The organism is Helicobacter sp. MIT 00-7814, from assembly GCF_003364115.1.
In the GTDB taxonomy this organism is placed as follows: domain Bacteria; phylum Campylobacterota; class Campylobacteria; order Campylobacterales; family Helicobacteraceae; genus Helicobacter_F.
Map to the genome: position 1 here is coordinate 14,785 of NZ_NXLL01000011.1, position 13,793 is coordinate 28,577.

Consider the following 13,793-nt stretch of genomic DNA (forward strand, 5'->3'; position numbering starts at 1 on the left):
AATCCTACAAATCCCGCTCTAGCACTTCTTCAAAGCTTTCAAAATAAAGCTCCCTCGCGCGGGCAAAATCTAATTGGAGAGAATCTATGCAGATTCCCTCCCCTTCCACAGCGCCAATTTGACGCGCTTGCAAACCTTGCGCGCGCGCAGATTCTATCAAATCTACCATATTCTTAGAATCCACCTCTACCACCACACAACCCGGCGTCTGCGCAAAAAGCATATAAGAATCCGCAAGCGCGCTCTCTACCTTAATTCCCTTATTTCCTAGCAGCGCCATTTTTGCAAGAGCGACAGCTAGCCCGCCTTGCCCGACATTTTTAGCAGAAAGAATCTTGTTAGATTCAATATTTTCACAAAGAAAATCCCACAAGCGCGCTTCCTTAGCCAAATCAATGCGCGGAACTTCGCCATAAATCTTGCCCTCACTTAGCTTTTGCGCCAAGCTCGCGCTAAAGTTTGCTTCAATCTCACCAAATAGCACAAGCGCGCTTCCAACACTCTGCAACGCGCTACCAATGGTTTTTGCGCTATTTTCTATCACACCAACACCCACGATGCTAGGCGTTGGATAAATATCCTTGCCATCGCTTTGATTATGCAAGCTCACATTCCCGCTCACAACGGGCGTATTGAGAATCTTACACGCCTCTTTTATACCCTCACAAGATTCTTTAAATTCCCACATAACCTCGGCATTATTTGGCGAGCCAAAGTTGAGGCAATCGCTAATCGCCTTCATTCGCGCCCCACGCGTAGCGCAGTCGCGCCCTACATGCGCCACGCTTAGCTTTGCGCCCTCTTTTGGATTAAGATAGCTTGCGCGCACATCACAATACACGCTCATCGCGATTCCCGCCTCACTCTCCTTTATGCGTATCACGCTTGCATCGCCCTGCCCGGGTCCCACGATAGTATTTGTCTGCACGCTTGAGTCATACTGACTATACACCCATTTTTTATCGCTAATTTCAAGTGAGCCTAGCAGTTTTTCAAACATTTCTTGCGCGCTTAGCGTGGTTTTTAGCGTTTTAGCAGGCGCGCTTTCTCGCTTTGTCTCTTTTGTCGCTCTATCTAGCATAGGCGCATTTGAGCTAAGCTCGGCAATAGGCAAGCGCGCGCATGGCTCATCATACCAATACAGCTCCATAAGCCCGCTATTAGTCACCTCGCCAATCACCGCGCAATCCACCTCCCATTTGGCAAAAATCTCTAGCACCTTCGCCTCATAGCCTTTTTTCGCGCAAATTAGCATACGCTCTTGTGACTCGCTAAGCATAAGCTCATAAGGATTCATGCCAGATTCTCGCATCGGCACTTTATCAAGATCTAAACGCATACCAGCGCCACTTTTGCCCGCCATCTCAAAGCTTGAGCTTGTAAGCCCAGCTGCGCCCATATCCTGAATCCCTACAATATAGTCTTTCTTAAACAGCTCCAAACACGCCTCCAAAAGAAGCTTTTCGGCAAATGGATCGCCCACTTGCACCGCGCTTTTTAAGCCCTTAGAATCTGAACTAAAACTATCGCTACTCATCACCGCCCCACCTAAGCCATCGCGTCCGGTTTTTGAGCCGACATAAATTACCGGATTCCCAACACCTTCGGCTTTTGCGTAGAAAATTTCCTCTTTTTTGGCTAGTCCCAAGCAAAAGGCATTGACTAAAATATTGCCGTTGTAGCAGGTTTCAAAGCTCATTTCTCCGCCGATTGTCGGCACGCCCATGCAGTTGCCATACCCGCCGATGCCTTCCACCACACCGCGCAAAAGGTAGCGATGCTTTTTGCCAACCTTGCCAGAATCTGCCACATCACCAAAACGGATAGAATTAAGACTTGCCACAGGACGCGCACCCATCGTAAAAATATCGCGCATAATCCCGCCAACACCAGTCGCTGCACCTGCGTGTGGCTCGATGAAACTCGGGTGGTTGTGAGATTCTATTTTAAACACCGCGACATTTTTGCCATCAATATCTATCACGCCCGCATTTTCGCCCGGTCCTTGCACCACCCAAGGCGCGCTTGTAGGGAATCCATTGAGATATTTTTTACTTGATTTGTAGCTACAATGCTCACTCCACATCGCTGAAATCACGCCTAGCTCGATAAGATTTGGCGCGCGATGAAGCATCGTAACAATGCGCGCGTAATCTTTTGCGTCTAATTTGTGAGAATCTAAAACCGCTTGCAAGTCTTTATTTTCGCCTAGCGGGGTTGTGAGTGTCTTAAGCATGCAAAAACCTTTGGTGTAAATTTAAGGCGCAATTGTAACATAAGCTCTCTAATTCCCAAAAGAATAATGCAGAATCTGTGGAAAGTTTGCAAAATAACAAAAAAGATAAAGCAAAAATTTTAAGCTAATTTAATACGATATTCGCTACAATCGCGCTTTTAGCTTAAGGCTTTTTAAGCCCAACACAAAGGCATTTTATGGCGCAAAAAATCCCACTAAGTGAAATCACGCAAATTGCAGATTTTTTTGTAATTGTCCATCATGTGCGCGGGAGGATTAGAATCCGTGCAAATCTTAAAAACCTTAGCAAAGCAAAAGCATGGGCGCAAAATACGAAGTTAAGGCAGTTTTTGGCAGATTCTCACTCAAATGATATGCAGGCAAATGGCACGCAAGCGATGATTATTGCGCTACTTAAGCGACTAAGCGCGATTAAAGAAATCAAGGTAAATGCGCTTATTGGTAGTGCGACAATCACTTATGACGCAAATCTTTTTGAGCCAAATTTGTGGGAATCTTGGGTGAAAAAAGAGCGCTTAGAGGAAATTACGGCAAAGCTTAATGATTTTTCACAAGATATAAAGGAAATTTAAATAATGCTTTCAGAAGCATCAAAACCCTTGCAGTTAGCCATTTCAGAGCGCAAAAAAAGTTTAGAATTTTACAAAACTTTGCAAGCAAATTTGCATTTACAAATGCTTAATGCGCCTTTGGAATCTGTGGATTCTAAGCAATCAAAAAGTGCTAAGTATGAACGCGAGCAAAGCGAAGCGGAGGCGAAGTGCGATTCATTCGCACAAGACGATACAATAAATGGAATAGATTTCCAAATTTTAAAAGAATTTATGCAATGTTTAAAAGAAATTATTTCAAAAGAAAATGCGCTTTTGGAGGAAATTGAAGAGAAATTAAAAGATTTTTGCGTGTTTGAAAAATCTTTTAATTATACAAATTTGGAGCTTGAAAATCCCTTGCCCGATGAGCTTTTAAAGCTTGCCACGCAATTTGAAAATATAGATTCTAAGGCAATTAAAGAATTGTATTTTTTGCTTTTTGGCATAGAATCTACGCAGATTCAAACTTGCGATTTTTTGCTAAAATTGCAATGCGCGCCATTTGTGAAAGATAGTCTTTTTCGCCTACAGGCGCTAAGCTACACGCATCATTTGCCACTTTTGAAAAATGCTTTAACAAATTCTTTTGAAGAGAAAAAACCACAAAATAACGCGCAAAATAATCTTTTTTCAAATGATTTTTTAAACGCGCAAAATTACAGCGAATTTTTGGAGCAAAATTTGCAGGGGTTGATGGAGTTTGGCACGCGTGCAAGGGAGATTGTGACGAAGTTGCAGAATAAAGAATTACAGCAAAAAGAGCTTGTGGAATTTTTGGAAAAATGCAATTTCTCTCTTATAAGTGGTGGCATTTTGGGAAGTTTTTGTGCTATGATTGCAAGCAATTTTTACAAAAAATAAGGAGTAAATTATGGCATTACCATTTTTAGCAGGGCTTATTCTTGGCGGTGGCGCGATAATCGCATACAATAATCGCAAAGAAATTGCAAAAACTTTGCAAGCAAAAACAAAGGATTTAAGAGAGGATTTGTCACAAGGTGCAAAAAAAGTGCGAAAAAATGCTAGAGAGCTAAAAGAGGATTTGGATTTTAGCGTTTCAGTGGCTAAAGAAGCGGTGGAGAAGGTAAAATCACGCCGTGGCAGAAAACCTAAAAACCAAACAGCACAAGGCGCAAAAAAAGCTACAAAAGTAAAAAAACCACAAGAAAATATTGCACAAGAGCAAACTTTTTTAGCACAAAATGACTCGCAAAATACACCAAATATTTAAGAATTTTAAGGATTTATTATGATATTTGATACAGGAGCTACACGCTCAATCCCCGGGCACGCGGTAAGTGGTGGCATAGCTGGCTTGATGATTTCTGGAGTGTATAATTACACAAAGTTTAAAAATGGTGAAATTTCCCTTGAAAATGCTTTGCAACATACGCTTAAAGCAACCGCGGAAGGCGCGCTTATCACCGCATGTGCGGTGGGCGTGGCGAATGCTTTTGGAAGCCAAAAAAGTATTTTAAATAATCTTTTAGAATCTGGCGCATACCTAGCACTTGGTGTGGCTGGAAGCTATGCGATACAAAATTTTTGTATAGATTCTCAAAAAATCACTAGCAAAAATAGATAAAAACCAAAAGGAGCAAAAATGGCGACAAACAACACAAATAACGCGAATAATACAAATAGCACAAATAATGCAAATTTAGAGAATCTTAATTCCGTGCAAAATAATCCCTACATTAATAATGCTAGCAATAATGGCGTAAATAACACAAACAGCGCAAATACACAATCCACAAATAACACAAATACCACTAATGGCATTACAAATACTATTAACTCGTTTTTTAATAGTGGCAACACGCAACAGGATTTTATAAAAGGTGCGCTTATTGGCGCGGTGGCAACTTTTATCCTTACAAATGAGGACGCACAACGCGCAATTTTCAAAGGTTTTGCAAAGCTTTCAAGCCTTTTTGAAATGGGTATCGAAGAGCTCAAAGAGCGCTATGAAGACGCCAAAGCTGAAGTGGATTCTAACGAATAAATTAAGTTTGTAAATTTTAAGCTTGCACAATGTCTAAAAACTTACAGCTAAAACTCCTTCACACAAGCCCAAATCGCGCGCGCTTTTCTTATCATTTGCCAAAAGGTAGCGCGATACAATCCCTGCCTTTGCGCGTGGAAATTGAAAAAATCCCAAATATCCAAAGTGTGCGCGTCAATGATATTTTGCATAATATTATCATTACTTACGCTGGCGGGGAACACGCGCTTAAAAAAATCACAGAATCTCTTTTCAAAACCTTGCAAAATCTCCTTATCACCTCGGCGAAAAAAGGAAGCGAGCAAAGCTACATTGCGCTAAGAAGTGAGATCCCAAGCTCGAGCGAAGTGGCGCGCTCACTCACTGCGTTGCTTTTAGAGCCTTTTATGCAATCTAGTGTCTTAAAAGGCTTTTTTTCACTCATTGCTTCTACGCCAATCCTCACAAGTGGCGCGAAAGAAGCGCTAAATGAAGGTGTCACCTCGCGCGTGCTTGAAGCTATGGCGATTGCGATTTCACTTTATCGCAAGGACTATCGCACGGCAAACTCCACAAACTTCATGCTAAGCCTTGGCGAATACATTGAAGAAATGACAATGTATAAAAGCGATGATTTGCTAAAAGAGCTTAGCAAGCCTCAAGATTCTGAAGCGTGGGTAGAAAAGCAAATAAATGGCAAAGCCGAGCTTGTCCTAACTCCGAGTGAAAATCTAAAAATCGGCGATATCATCGTCGTGGGTGCGGGGGATAGCATACTTATTGATGGGCATATTATCGCGGGCGAAGCGCTAGTCAATCAAATCTCAATGACAGGCGAAGCCACGCCGGTAAAGCGTGCGCGAGGGGACAGGGTGCTTTCTGGCACAATCGTGCAGGAAGGCAGAATCAAAATTTGGGCTGAAGGCGTGGGGAACCAAACCGCCACCGCGCGTATCAAAAACTACATACAAGAAACGCTCGTGCAAAAAAGCTCAATCCAGCTTAGCGCCTCAAAAATGGCTGACAACCTCGTGCCTGTGACGCTTGGGCTTGCCATTACCTCATATATTTTTAGCCAGGATTTGACGCGTGTGGCGTCTGTCTTGCAGGCCGATTATTCCTGCGCGCTCAAGCTTGCTACGCCTGTGGCGTTTAAATCCGCCATTTCAAGTGCGGGGAAAAATGGTATCATCATCAAAGGCGCAAAAAGCCTAGAATCGCTCAACGAAGCCGAAGTCTTTGTATTTGATAAAACCGGCACGCTGACAAAAGGCGAGCTTGAAGTCATCGCTGTGCATTCTTTCAGCCCCTCGTGGCAAGAAGAGGATATTTTAAATCTTTCCGCTAGCATTGAAGAGCATTATTTCCACCCTGTGGCTGAAGCGGTGGTAAAGGCTGCGAAACAAAAAGAGTTTAATCACATTCACCATGATGAAGTGACTTTCATCGTTGCGCATGGCGTGAAAAGCCAGATTAATGGCAAAGAGGTGTTAATTGGCAATCGCCACTTTTTAGAAGATGATGAAGGCATTAATATGCACGCGCACAATGAGCGCATTAACGAGCTTTTGCGTTCCGGTCACACGCCACTTTTTATCGCGTATGATGGGAAGTTGCTAGGGCTTATTTTGCTCAAAGACACCTTGCGCCACAATGCAAAAACCGCCATCGCACGCCTAAGAAAAAGTGGCGTGAAAGAAATCATTATGCTGACAGGCGATGAAGATTCCAAAGCAAGCGAGATTGCGCGCGAGCTTGGGATTGATAGGTATTACGCGAGATTATTACCAACACAAAAGGCTGAAATTTTGGAAACTATTATGAGTGAAGGCAGGAAAGTCGCCTTTGTGGGCGATGGTATCAATGACGCGCCAGCACTCATAAAGGCTGATAGCGGCATAGGCATGCACAAGGGCGCGGATATCGCAAAGGCGAGCGCTGATGTGGTGCTTTTGCGCGATGATATAGAATCTGTAGCTGATGCCAAAATTTACGCAATGCAGTGCCTTTCAAAAGTGCGCAATAATTTCAAAATCACCGTCGTTGTCAATAGCGCGATTTTAGCCCTTGCGACTTTTGGGAAGCTCTCACCGATACAAACCGCCTTTTTGCATAATGGTACGACAATTGTCCTACTTCTCAATGCCTTGCAAGGCATTAATTTAAAGAAAAAATAATGCCACTTATGCCTTTAGCGCTTATTGGTTGCGTGTATCTGCTCTATAAAACCAGCGCAAAAAGTCGCAAAGTTTTTGGCAAAATGCGCAAAAAAGCCAAAAAACACTAGATTATTTTACAAGGAGATTCCATGCCACGCAAAAAAACACCTAAAAACTCGCAAAAAGCGCCTTTAAAAGCAACTTCACAAAAAGCCAACGCGCACATTTTAGAGGAAAAAAGCGCGCAAAAAGGCGCAAAAAACTTGTTGCAATCCCTAGATTCTAAACGCGAAATTGCAAAGCTTGGTATGAGCGTGAGCTTGCTTACTTGCGTGGGGAGCGCGTTTTTTATGAAAAATAACAGCGCAAAAACTATCCATGTGCTTAGTGGCGTGGCGCTCGTTGGCTTTAGCATTTGGCATCATAGCTTGTATGAGAAAAAATAATGTCCCCTTTAGCACCAAAGCCTGATTGCAAATTTGACTGCGTTTCCCTTTTGCAAAAGCTCATCACCTACCCTAGCATAACGCCCAAAGAATGCGGAATCTACGAGCTTGTAAAAAATCTTTTGAGCCCGCATTTTGACTTCCTCGAGCAAGAAGCTGGCGGCGTGAAAAATCTTTTTGCGTATAGCAAGGATTTTGCGGATTCTGCGGTTTCTGAGGAATCTAAACGACGCGACAGAATCCAAGATTCTTATCAATCAAAAAACGCCGAGTATGCGCGCGAAACGAAGTGGAGCGGAGGCGAAGCGGAATTCACTTCCGCGCAGACGATACAAAAAATGGATTTTGGAGAATCTACACCCCCTCACATTTGCTTTGCTGGGCATATTGATGTCGTGCCACCGGGGGAAGGCTGGGAATATGAGCCTTTTGCTGGGGTGATAAAAAATGACATTATTTATGGGCGTGGCGCGCAGGATATGAAAGGTGGTGTGAGTGCCTTTATCTGTGCGGTTTTGGAATTTTTGGAGCGTAACAAAGACGCGCAAAAATATTTAAAAATTTCTCTACTTCTCACAAGCGATGAAGAGGGTGAAGGCACCTATGGCACGCAATATATGCTACCTCTGCTAGAGGAAAAAGGCTTAATGCCAAATATGGTGATCGTGGCTGAACCAACTGCTAGCAAGACAACTGGCGATAGTATCAAAATCGGTAGGCGCGGAAGTATCAATGGTGTGCTAAAAATCCTTGGCAAGCAAGGGCATGTCGCCTATCCTGCGCAATGTGTGAATCCTGTGGAGCTTTTAGGCGCGCGTCTAGGGAAGTTAGCGGGGGTGAATTTGGATAATGGCGATGGCGATTTTGAACCAAGCAAGCTTGTGATTACCGATATCCGCGGGGGGCTAGAGGTTACAAATGTCACGCCAAATGAGGTGAAAATCCTTTTTAATGTGCGTAATTCCCCGCAGACTTCGCTAGAGCGCGTAGAATCTTATGTGAGGGAAGTATGCGCGGGCTTAGAGTTTAGCTTGCAATTGCGCCAAAGCTCGTTGCCATTTCTCACACAAAGGGAAAATCCACTTATCGCGCGCATGCAAAAAAGCATCAAAAAAGTGTGTGGCAAAGAGGCGCTTTTAAGCACAGCAGGCGGGACGAGTGACGCGCGCTTTTTTGGTGCAAGAGCAATTAGCGTGATAGAAGTCGGCGTGCCAAATGACACAATCCACGCTGTAAATGAATGCGTAAAGATAGGCGATGTGAAAATCTTGCAAGAAATTTTCCTGCAATTTTTAGAGGATTTTGTAAAGTAAGCACAAAAACCCAACGCTTGCAAATAAAAATCACACAAAGAGAATCTTAAGATTTTTTTAATTACAATTGCGCTTTTTTTGAAAAATTTAAACATAAAGGTTGCGTATGCCCAAAGTCCTTTCTTTTTTACGCTTTATTAGTCCCCTTATACTTTTTGCACTCTTTTTTGGTGGGTTTTTCCTACTTTTTTCAAGCGCTTGGATAAGCTCCATTTATGGCAAAGTCACATTTTTACAAATCCTTTTTCACCTACAATTCCCAATTAATGATGTCGATCCTAAGTTTCTTATGAGTTTTAGAGAGCATGTGATCTTTCCTAGTGTGATTCTAAGCGCGATTCTTAGCTTGAGCCCACTTGCATTTAAAGCGCTCAAATTATTTTTACGCAAGATTCTTAAGCACACAAAAATTTTTCACGCGCTCAAATCTTGCGCGCCATTTTTCTTCATACTTACATTCTTTTTTGTAATATTTTTTGCTCTTTGGATTTATAGGGTTTATACACTCTATGCGCCAACTACGCTTGATAAATTTCTCTTTGAGCTCAAACTCCCAGAAATTGCGCTGTTTGCTAGCTTTGCAAAACGCGTCCTTTTTCCTAGTGTGTTGCTTAGTGTGCTAATTTTTAGCGTGCCAATTTATCATTATTGCAAAGAGGCAATCCCAAGATTCTATAGCGCAATAAAATATTTTTTACCAAAATTTTACACTGCGCTAAGAAACCTTATAAACAAAATTTATGCTTACTTCAAGCGTTATTCACGCACTTTTGTCTTAAGTGCGCAGTATGGTGGCGTTATCGCGCTTATCTTAGCATCTCTTAATCTTGTGGATAAAAAATTTGGCGCTTTCAAGGCACTTTTTCAGCGTGAAGATTCCACACTTTTTGAAGAACACTATAAACCTTTCGCGCTTAAAATCAATTCTGCTCCAAAAAATCTTATTGTTATCTTTGTGGAATCTTTAGAATCTACCTTTAGCTTAAAAAGTGCAATTAGGGGGGGGGGCAGTATGCGCCTTTTGGCGAGCTTTTGCCAAATCTTTCAACCCTTGCAACGCAACATATAAACTTTAGCTCCACGCAAACCTTTGGAGGCACGACACAGCTTGCAGGCACTGGCTGGACGATTGCTGGGCTTACTTCTTATATGTGTGCCGTCCCGCTAAAACTTCCAATAGGTGGGAATTCTTTTTCTCGCGGACATTTTTTAGAATCTGCCACTTGCATAGGTGATGTACTCCACTCGCTAGGTTACACACTTCAAGCCGTGCAGGGAAGTGATACAGCTTTTTCTGGAATGTTGCAGTTTTTTAATTCGCATTTTATCCCACTTAAAGGCGCAAAATATTTTGACGAACAATATCTTAGCGCGCACAATATTAATCCACAAACAAAAAATGGCATATGGGGGATTAAAGATGCGCTTGTCTTAAACGAAGGAAAACTCTTTTTGCAAGAGTGGCAAGAACGCTATTATAACAAAGAAAAAACGCAAGAATCCCCGCGCTTTGCGCTTTTTTTAGCAACTCTTGACACACACCACCCAAATGGTTTTACAGATAAACAAAATTGCCCAAATCTTAGCGATGAAACACCTTATCAAAGCTCTATTTTGTGTGCGGACAAGCTTATTTCAGAATTTATTGACTGGGCGCAAAAACAGGATTTTTACAAAGATACTACTATCATCGTGCTGGGTGATCATCTTAGTATGAAGCAAAACTTTTTTCCGCAAGACACCAAACGCGCAGTTTTTAACGCTTTTATTAATCCTAGCTTTAGCACAAATCCACAGCCAGAACTTATCAAAAATCGCCAACTTAGCCATTTTGATATAAGCGCGCTTATTTTAGATTCCATCGGATTAGAGGTTGAAGCCTTTGGACTTGGACGCAATCCGCTTAAAGGAAAAACACTCTTGGAGGAATTTGGCGCGCAGGAGTTTAATAAGGCGCTTAACCAAAGCTCGCGCTTTTATGATTCTCTTTGGAAGCCAGATTTCACCAAACACACAAAAAAGGAGACAAAATGAAAAAACACAAATTCAAAATACTTGGCGCATTAGCGTTCCTTGCGGTAATTATCCTAGGTGCAAGCCTTTTATACAAGCGCGCATTAACGCTCAAAGAGCAATACAAGATTGACGATAGCTACTTGCTTGAAGCCACACTTTTATCGCTCAAAAACGAAAAATGCCCTTTCAATCCGCTTGTCAATAAGACCATAGCAAACGACCCGACATACACCTACATAGCGCACGCTGGCGGAGGAATTATAGATTCTGTAGAATCTGTAGAGGGGGGGGGGATACCAAAAAGCTATTCCTACACAAACTCTAAAGAAGCCCTGCTTGGCACTCTTGCTCGAGGATTTAAATTTATTGAGTTGGATTTGATGCTTGATGATGAAGGTAAAATTTTTGGCGCGCATGACTATAAGCATTTTTATTCAATCACAGGCAAGAGCAAGGAGTTTTTAGAAAGCAAAGACGCACTCAAAGCCCCAAACAAAGACTACATCAAAAACGCAAAAATCTTTAATCAATTTACCCCGCTTGAGCTAGATTCAATCAATGAAATTTTTAACGCCAACCCGCAGGCGTATTTGGTAACTGACAAGCTCAATAATTTTGATGCCATAATAACCCAGCTAAAACTCCCAAAAGACCATCTCTTAGTCGAAGCCTTTGGGCTTAATAATTATTACAAAGCGCGCAAGGCAGGCATACTTTATCCCATGCTTTCAAGTGCGGATTTTGACCTCGCGCGCAAACTTGGAATCCCGATGCTAGCCCTACATACTTCAGTGCTAAAAAATGAAAAAACGCTAAAGCAAGCGCAGGAATTTATCGCAAATGGCGGCTGTATTATGGCGTTTTCAAGCAATGAAGGCGCTTTTATGGATTCACACATTGGCAAAGGCGCAACAATGTTTTATACGGATTTTTGGGATATTAAAAGCAAAGAATGTCGCTTGGAAGACAAAGCAAAATGCAGAACTTACTAAGAATCTTTTAAGCGGAATGCTAGATTCTGTTTTTAAAATTTTGCAAATTAGCGCGCAAAACTAGCGGATTTGCTTTTAGTCCCTCTTAAACAAACTTCCGCTGATTTGGTTGTCGTTGAGTAAAAATTCTTTCACAACCTCTAATTTGCTACCATTGCTTAAAAACATCGCCTTGCCACGCTCAAGCAGAAACTGCGCGGCTTGAAGCTTAGTAACAATCCCGCCTGTGGCAAAATGCGCATTTGGGCTAGCAAGCTCTTCAAGCGCGCTAGATTCTATATTTTGGATACGCGAGAGAATCTTTGCGTGCGGATTTTTCTTTGGATTGCTCTCAAAATAGCCATCAATATCACTCAAAATCGCCAAAATCTCCGCGTCAAAATAATGCGCCACAAACGCGCCCAGCCTGTCATTATCGCCAATAAACTCATGCACAGCAGTAGAATCATTTTCATTGAAAATTGGCAAAACACCATGTGCTAAAAGCGTCTCCACGCAGTCTTTGGCGCATTTTGTTTGCTTGCGAGAATCAAAGTTATGCCCGGTTAGCAGAATCTGCGCGATCTCAACGCCAAAAGGCGCAAACTCTTTACGATAAGATTCTATAAGCAAAGGCTGCCCGATACTCGCAAGAGCCTGCTTGTTTGGCATGAGGCTTTTATCGATTTTCACGCGCGTGTAGCCACTCGCCACCGCCCCAGAGCTCACCAGCAAAACATCATAGCGCGCGCGTAGCTCGACAACAAGGCGCGCGATATTTTGGATTTGCACTTGATTTATCGCATTACCATCGCTTAAGATTGAACTGCCAAATTTAAGCACCACACGCTTTTTTGGGGGATTTTTAGCCATAGTATTCCTTTAATTCCTTAAATTGATAAGATTCTAGCATTGATGAGTTTCTTTGTAATGTTGATACACCGCTTTAATGCCCTCTTCAAGGCTTATGCTTGGTTTCCAGCCGAGGTGATTGAGCTTTGAAGAATCCATAAGCTTTGCAAAAGTCCCATCAGGCTTGCTCGTATCAAACACAAGCGCGCCCTCAAAGCCCACGATTTTTTGGATAAGGCGCGCCAAATCCGCGATACTAATGTCACTGCCAAAGCCGACATTTATATGCGTGTTGCGCACTTCTTTTTTCGTCTCGTTTTGTTTTGCCTCGTTTTGCGCGCCTTGCACCTTTTGCACACCTTGCGCGTTAGAATCCGCCCCAGCAAGATCTGCAAAATCAATATTTTGCATCACATACACGCATGCCTTTGCCAAATCTTTAGCATGCAAAAACTCGCGCCGTGGATTCCCACTGCCCCAGATTTGCACGCTTTGCGCACTTATGCCAAACTTTTGCAAAAACTCTTGCGCCTTTTCCCCGCTTAAGCCAATATCAGATTCTACTTCCTTAAGCTTGCCTTCTGACAAGAGCTTTGCTAGGTGGATTTTACGCAGGAGCGCGGGCAACACATGCGAGCTGTAGAGGTCAAAATTATCATTGTCGCCATAAAGATTTGTCGGCATCACGCTCAAAAAATTGCACCCATATTGCAATGCGAAGCTCTCGCACATCTTAAGCCCCGCGATTTTGGCGATTGCGTAGGGCTCGTTTGTGTATTCTAGCTCGCTTGTGAGAAGGTGCTCTTCTTTAATCGGCTGAGGCGCGTTCTTTGGGTAAATGCACGAGCTACCGAGGAAAAGGAGTTTTTTTGCATTGTGCTTGTGGGCGTTAAAAATGATATTATTTTGAATACTAAGATTTTCATAGATGAAATCCGCCCTGTATTGGTTGTTTGCGGCTATGCCACCAACTTTTGCGGCACATAAAAAGATATATTCTGGCTTAGTTTGTTTGAAAAACTCTTCCACCGCATTAAAATCACGCAAATCAAGCTCTGATCGCGTTTTGGTAATGATATTTGTAAAGCCACTCTCTTGCAATGCCTTAACCACGCTCGAGCCAACCAGTCCTCTATGCCCAGCGACAAAAATCTTAGAATCTTTCTCCATTTTCCCCTCTCTTTGCGGATTCTAATGCCCTC

Annotated in this window: 14 protein-coding genes; 11 read left to right on the top strand and 3 right to left on the bottom strand. The window is 42.6% G+C overall.

What is annotated here, in order from left to right; all coding sequences use genetic code 11:
- Positions 1-4: 4 nt before the first annotated feature.
- A complete protein-coding gene (gene purL / locus CQA49_RS04635) occupies positions 5-2,236 on the bottom strand; it encodes a phosphoribosylformylglycinamidine synthase subunit PurL (protein ID WP_115574804.1) in 2,232 nt (743 codons plus the stop codon).
- Positions 2,237-2,433: 197 nt separating this feature from the next.
- On the opposite strand from purL, the gene CQA49_RS04640 reads away from it, so the two are divergent.
- The 11 genes from CQA49_RS04640 (at position 2,434) to CQA49_RS04690 (ending at position 11,760) form a co-directional block, all read left to right on the top strand.
- Positions 2,434-2,829 (top strand): hypothetical protein, encoded by a 396-nt coding sequence (locus CQA49_RS04640; protein ID WP_115574805.1) that lies wholly within the window; start codon positions 2,434-2,436, stop codon positions 2,827-2,829.
- 3 nt (positions 2,830-2,832) lie between these two features.
- Positions 2,833-3,711: a hypothetical protein gene (locus CQA49_RS04645; protein WP_115574806.1), complete on the top strand. Its 879-nt coding sequence runs from the start codon at positions 2,833-2,835 to the stop codon at positions 3,709-3,711.
- 10 nt (positions 3,712-3,721) lie between these two features.
- Positions 3,722-4,081 carry a hypothetical protein gene (locus CQA49_RS04650; protein WP_115574807.1) on the top strand — a complete coding sequence of 120 codons (360 nt, stop codon included), beginning with the start codon at positions 3,722-3,724 and terminating at the stop codon, positions 4,079-4,081.
- An 18-nt stretch (positions 4,082-4,099) separates the two neighbouring features.
- Positions 4,100-4,435: a hypothetical protein gene (locus CQA49_RS04655; protein WP_115574808.1), complete on the top strand. Its 336-nt coding sequence runs from the start codon at positions 4,100-4,102 to the stop codon at positions 4,433-4,435.
- Positions 4,436-4,453: 18 nt separating this feature from the next.
- A complete protein-coding gene (locus tag CQA49_RS04660; RefSeq protein WP_115574809.1) occupies positions 4,454-4,855 on the top strand; it encodes a YtxH domain-containing protein in 402 nt (133 codons plus the stop codon).
- Between the two features lie 29 nt (positions 4,856-4,884).
- Positions 4,885-7,011 (top strand): heavy metal translocating P-type ATPase, encoded by a 2,127-nt coding sequence (locus tag CQA49_RS04665; protein WP_115574810.1) that lies wholly within the window; start codon positions 4,885-4,887, stop codon positions 7,009-7,011.
- A 131-nt stretch (positions 7,012-7,142) separates the two neighbouring features.
- Positions 7,143-7,439 (top strand): hypothetical protein, encoded by a 297-nt coding sequence (locus CQA49_RS10470; RefSeq protein ID WP_258864194.1) that lies wholly within the window; start codon positions 7,143-7,145, stop codon positions 7,437-7,439.
- Positions 7,439-8,752: a succinyl-diaminopimelate desuccinylase gene (dapE, locus tag CQA49_RS04675; RefSeq protein WP_115574811.1), complete on the top strand. Its 1,314-nt coding sequence runs from the start codon at positions 7,439-7,441 to the stop codon at positions 8,750-8,752. Before CQA49_RS10470 ends, dapE begins: the two co-directional genes overlap by 1 nt.
- Positions 8,753-8,858: 106 nt before the next feature.
- On the top strand, positions 8,859-9,821 hold the full coding sequence (locus CQA49_RS04680; RefSeq protein WP_115574812.1) for a hypothetical protein: 963 nt from the start codon (positions 8,859-8,861) through the stop codon (positions 9,819-9,821).
- Positions 9,785-10,786, top strand: coding sequence for a sulfatase-like hydrolase/transferase (locus CQA49_RS04685; RefSeq protein WP_115574813.1), 1,002 nt, complete (start codon positions 9,785-9,787; stop codon positions 10,784-10,786). The genes CQA49_RS04680 and CQA49_RS04685 overlap by 37 nt, the downstream gene beginning before the upstream one ends.
- Positions 10,783-11,760, top strand: coding sequence for a hypothetical protein (locus tag CQA49_RS04690; protein WP_115574814.1), 978 nt, complete (start codon positions 10,783-10,785; stop codon positions 11,758-11,760). Before CQA49_RS04685 ends, CQA49_RS04690 begins: the two co-directional genes overlap by 4 nt.
- A gap of 75 nt (positions 11,761-11,835) precedes the next feature.
- Here the strand turns inward: CQA49_RS04690 and proB are convergent, their stop codons facing one another.
- Together proB and CQA49_RS04700 are read right to left on the bottom strand one after the other, a co-directional pair.
- Complete coding sequence (gene proB, locus CQA49_RS04695; RefSeq protein ID WP_115574815.1) at positions 11,836-12,612, bottom strand: glutamate 5-kinase; 777 nt, start codon at positions 12,610-12,612, stop codon at positions 11,836-11,838.
- Between the two features lie 33 nt (positions 12,613-12,645).
- Positions 12,646-13,761 (bottom strand): GDP-L-fucose synthase, encoded by a 1,116-nt coding sequence (locus CQA49_RS04700; RefSeq protein WP_115574816.1) that lies wholly within the window; start codon positions 13,759-13,761, stop codon positions 12,646-12,648.
- Positions 13,762-13,793 lie beyond the last annotated feature (32 nt).

Bases quoted from the DNA above. Each gene is read 5' to 3' on its own strand.
- purL (WP_115574804.1), bottom strand. From the start codon at position 2,236: ATGCTTAAGACACTCACAACCCCGCTAGGCGAAAATAAAGACTTGCAA.
- CQA49_RS04640 (WP_115574805.1), top strand. From the start codon at position 2,434: ATGGCGCAAAAAATCCCACTAAGTGAAATCACGCAAATTGCAGATTTT.
- CQA49_RS04645 (WP_115574806.1), top strand. From the start codon at position 2,833: ATGCTTTCAGAAGCATCAAAACCCTTGCAGTTAGCCATTTCAGAGCGC.
- CQA49_RS04650 (WP_115574807.1), top strand. From the start codon at position 3,722: ATGGCATTACCATTTTTAGCAGGGCTTATTCTTGGCGGTGGCGCGATA.
- CQA49_RS04655 (WP_115574808.1), top strand. From the start codon at position 4,100: ATGATATTTGATACAGGAGCTACACGCTCAATCCCCGGGCACGCGGTA.
- CQA49_RS04660 (WP_115574809.1), top strand. From the start codon at position 4,454: ATGGCGACAAACAACACAAATAACGCGAATAATACAAATAGCACAAAT.
- CQA49_RS04665 (WP_115574810.1), top strand. From the start codon at position 4,885: ATGTCTAAAAACTTACAGCTAAAACTCCTTCACACAAGCCCAAATCGC.
- CQA49_RS10470 (WP_258864194.1), top strand. From the start codon at position 7,143: ATGCCACGCAAAAAAACACCTAAAAACTCGCAAAAAGCGCCTTTAAAA.
- dapE (WP_115574811.1), top strand. From the start codon at position 7,439: ATGTCCCCTTTAGCACCAAAGCCTGATTGCAAATTTGACTGCGTTTCC.
- CQA49_RS04680 (WP_115574812.1), top strand. From the start codon at position 8,859: ATGCCCAAAGTCCTTTCTTTTTTACGCTTTATTAGTCCCCTTATACTT.
- CQA49_RS04690 (WP_115574814.1), top strand. From the start codon at position 10,783: ATGAAAAAACACAAATTCAAAATACTTGGCGCATTAGCGTTCCTTGCG.
- proB (WP_115574815.1), bottom strand. From the start codon at position 12,612: ATGGCTAAAAATCCCCCAAAAAAGCGTGTGGTGCTTAAATTTGGCAGT.
- CQA49_RS04700 (WP_115574816.1), bottom strand. From the start codon at position 13,761: ATGGAGAAAGATTCTAAGATTTTTGTCGCTGGGCATAGAGGACTGGTT.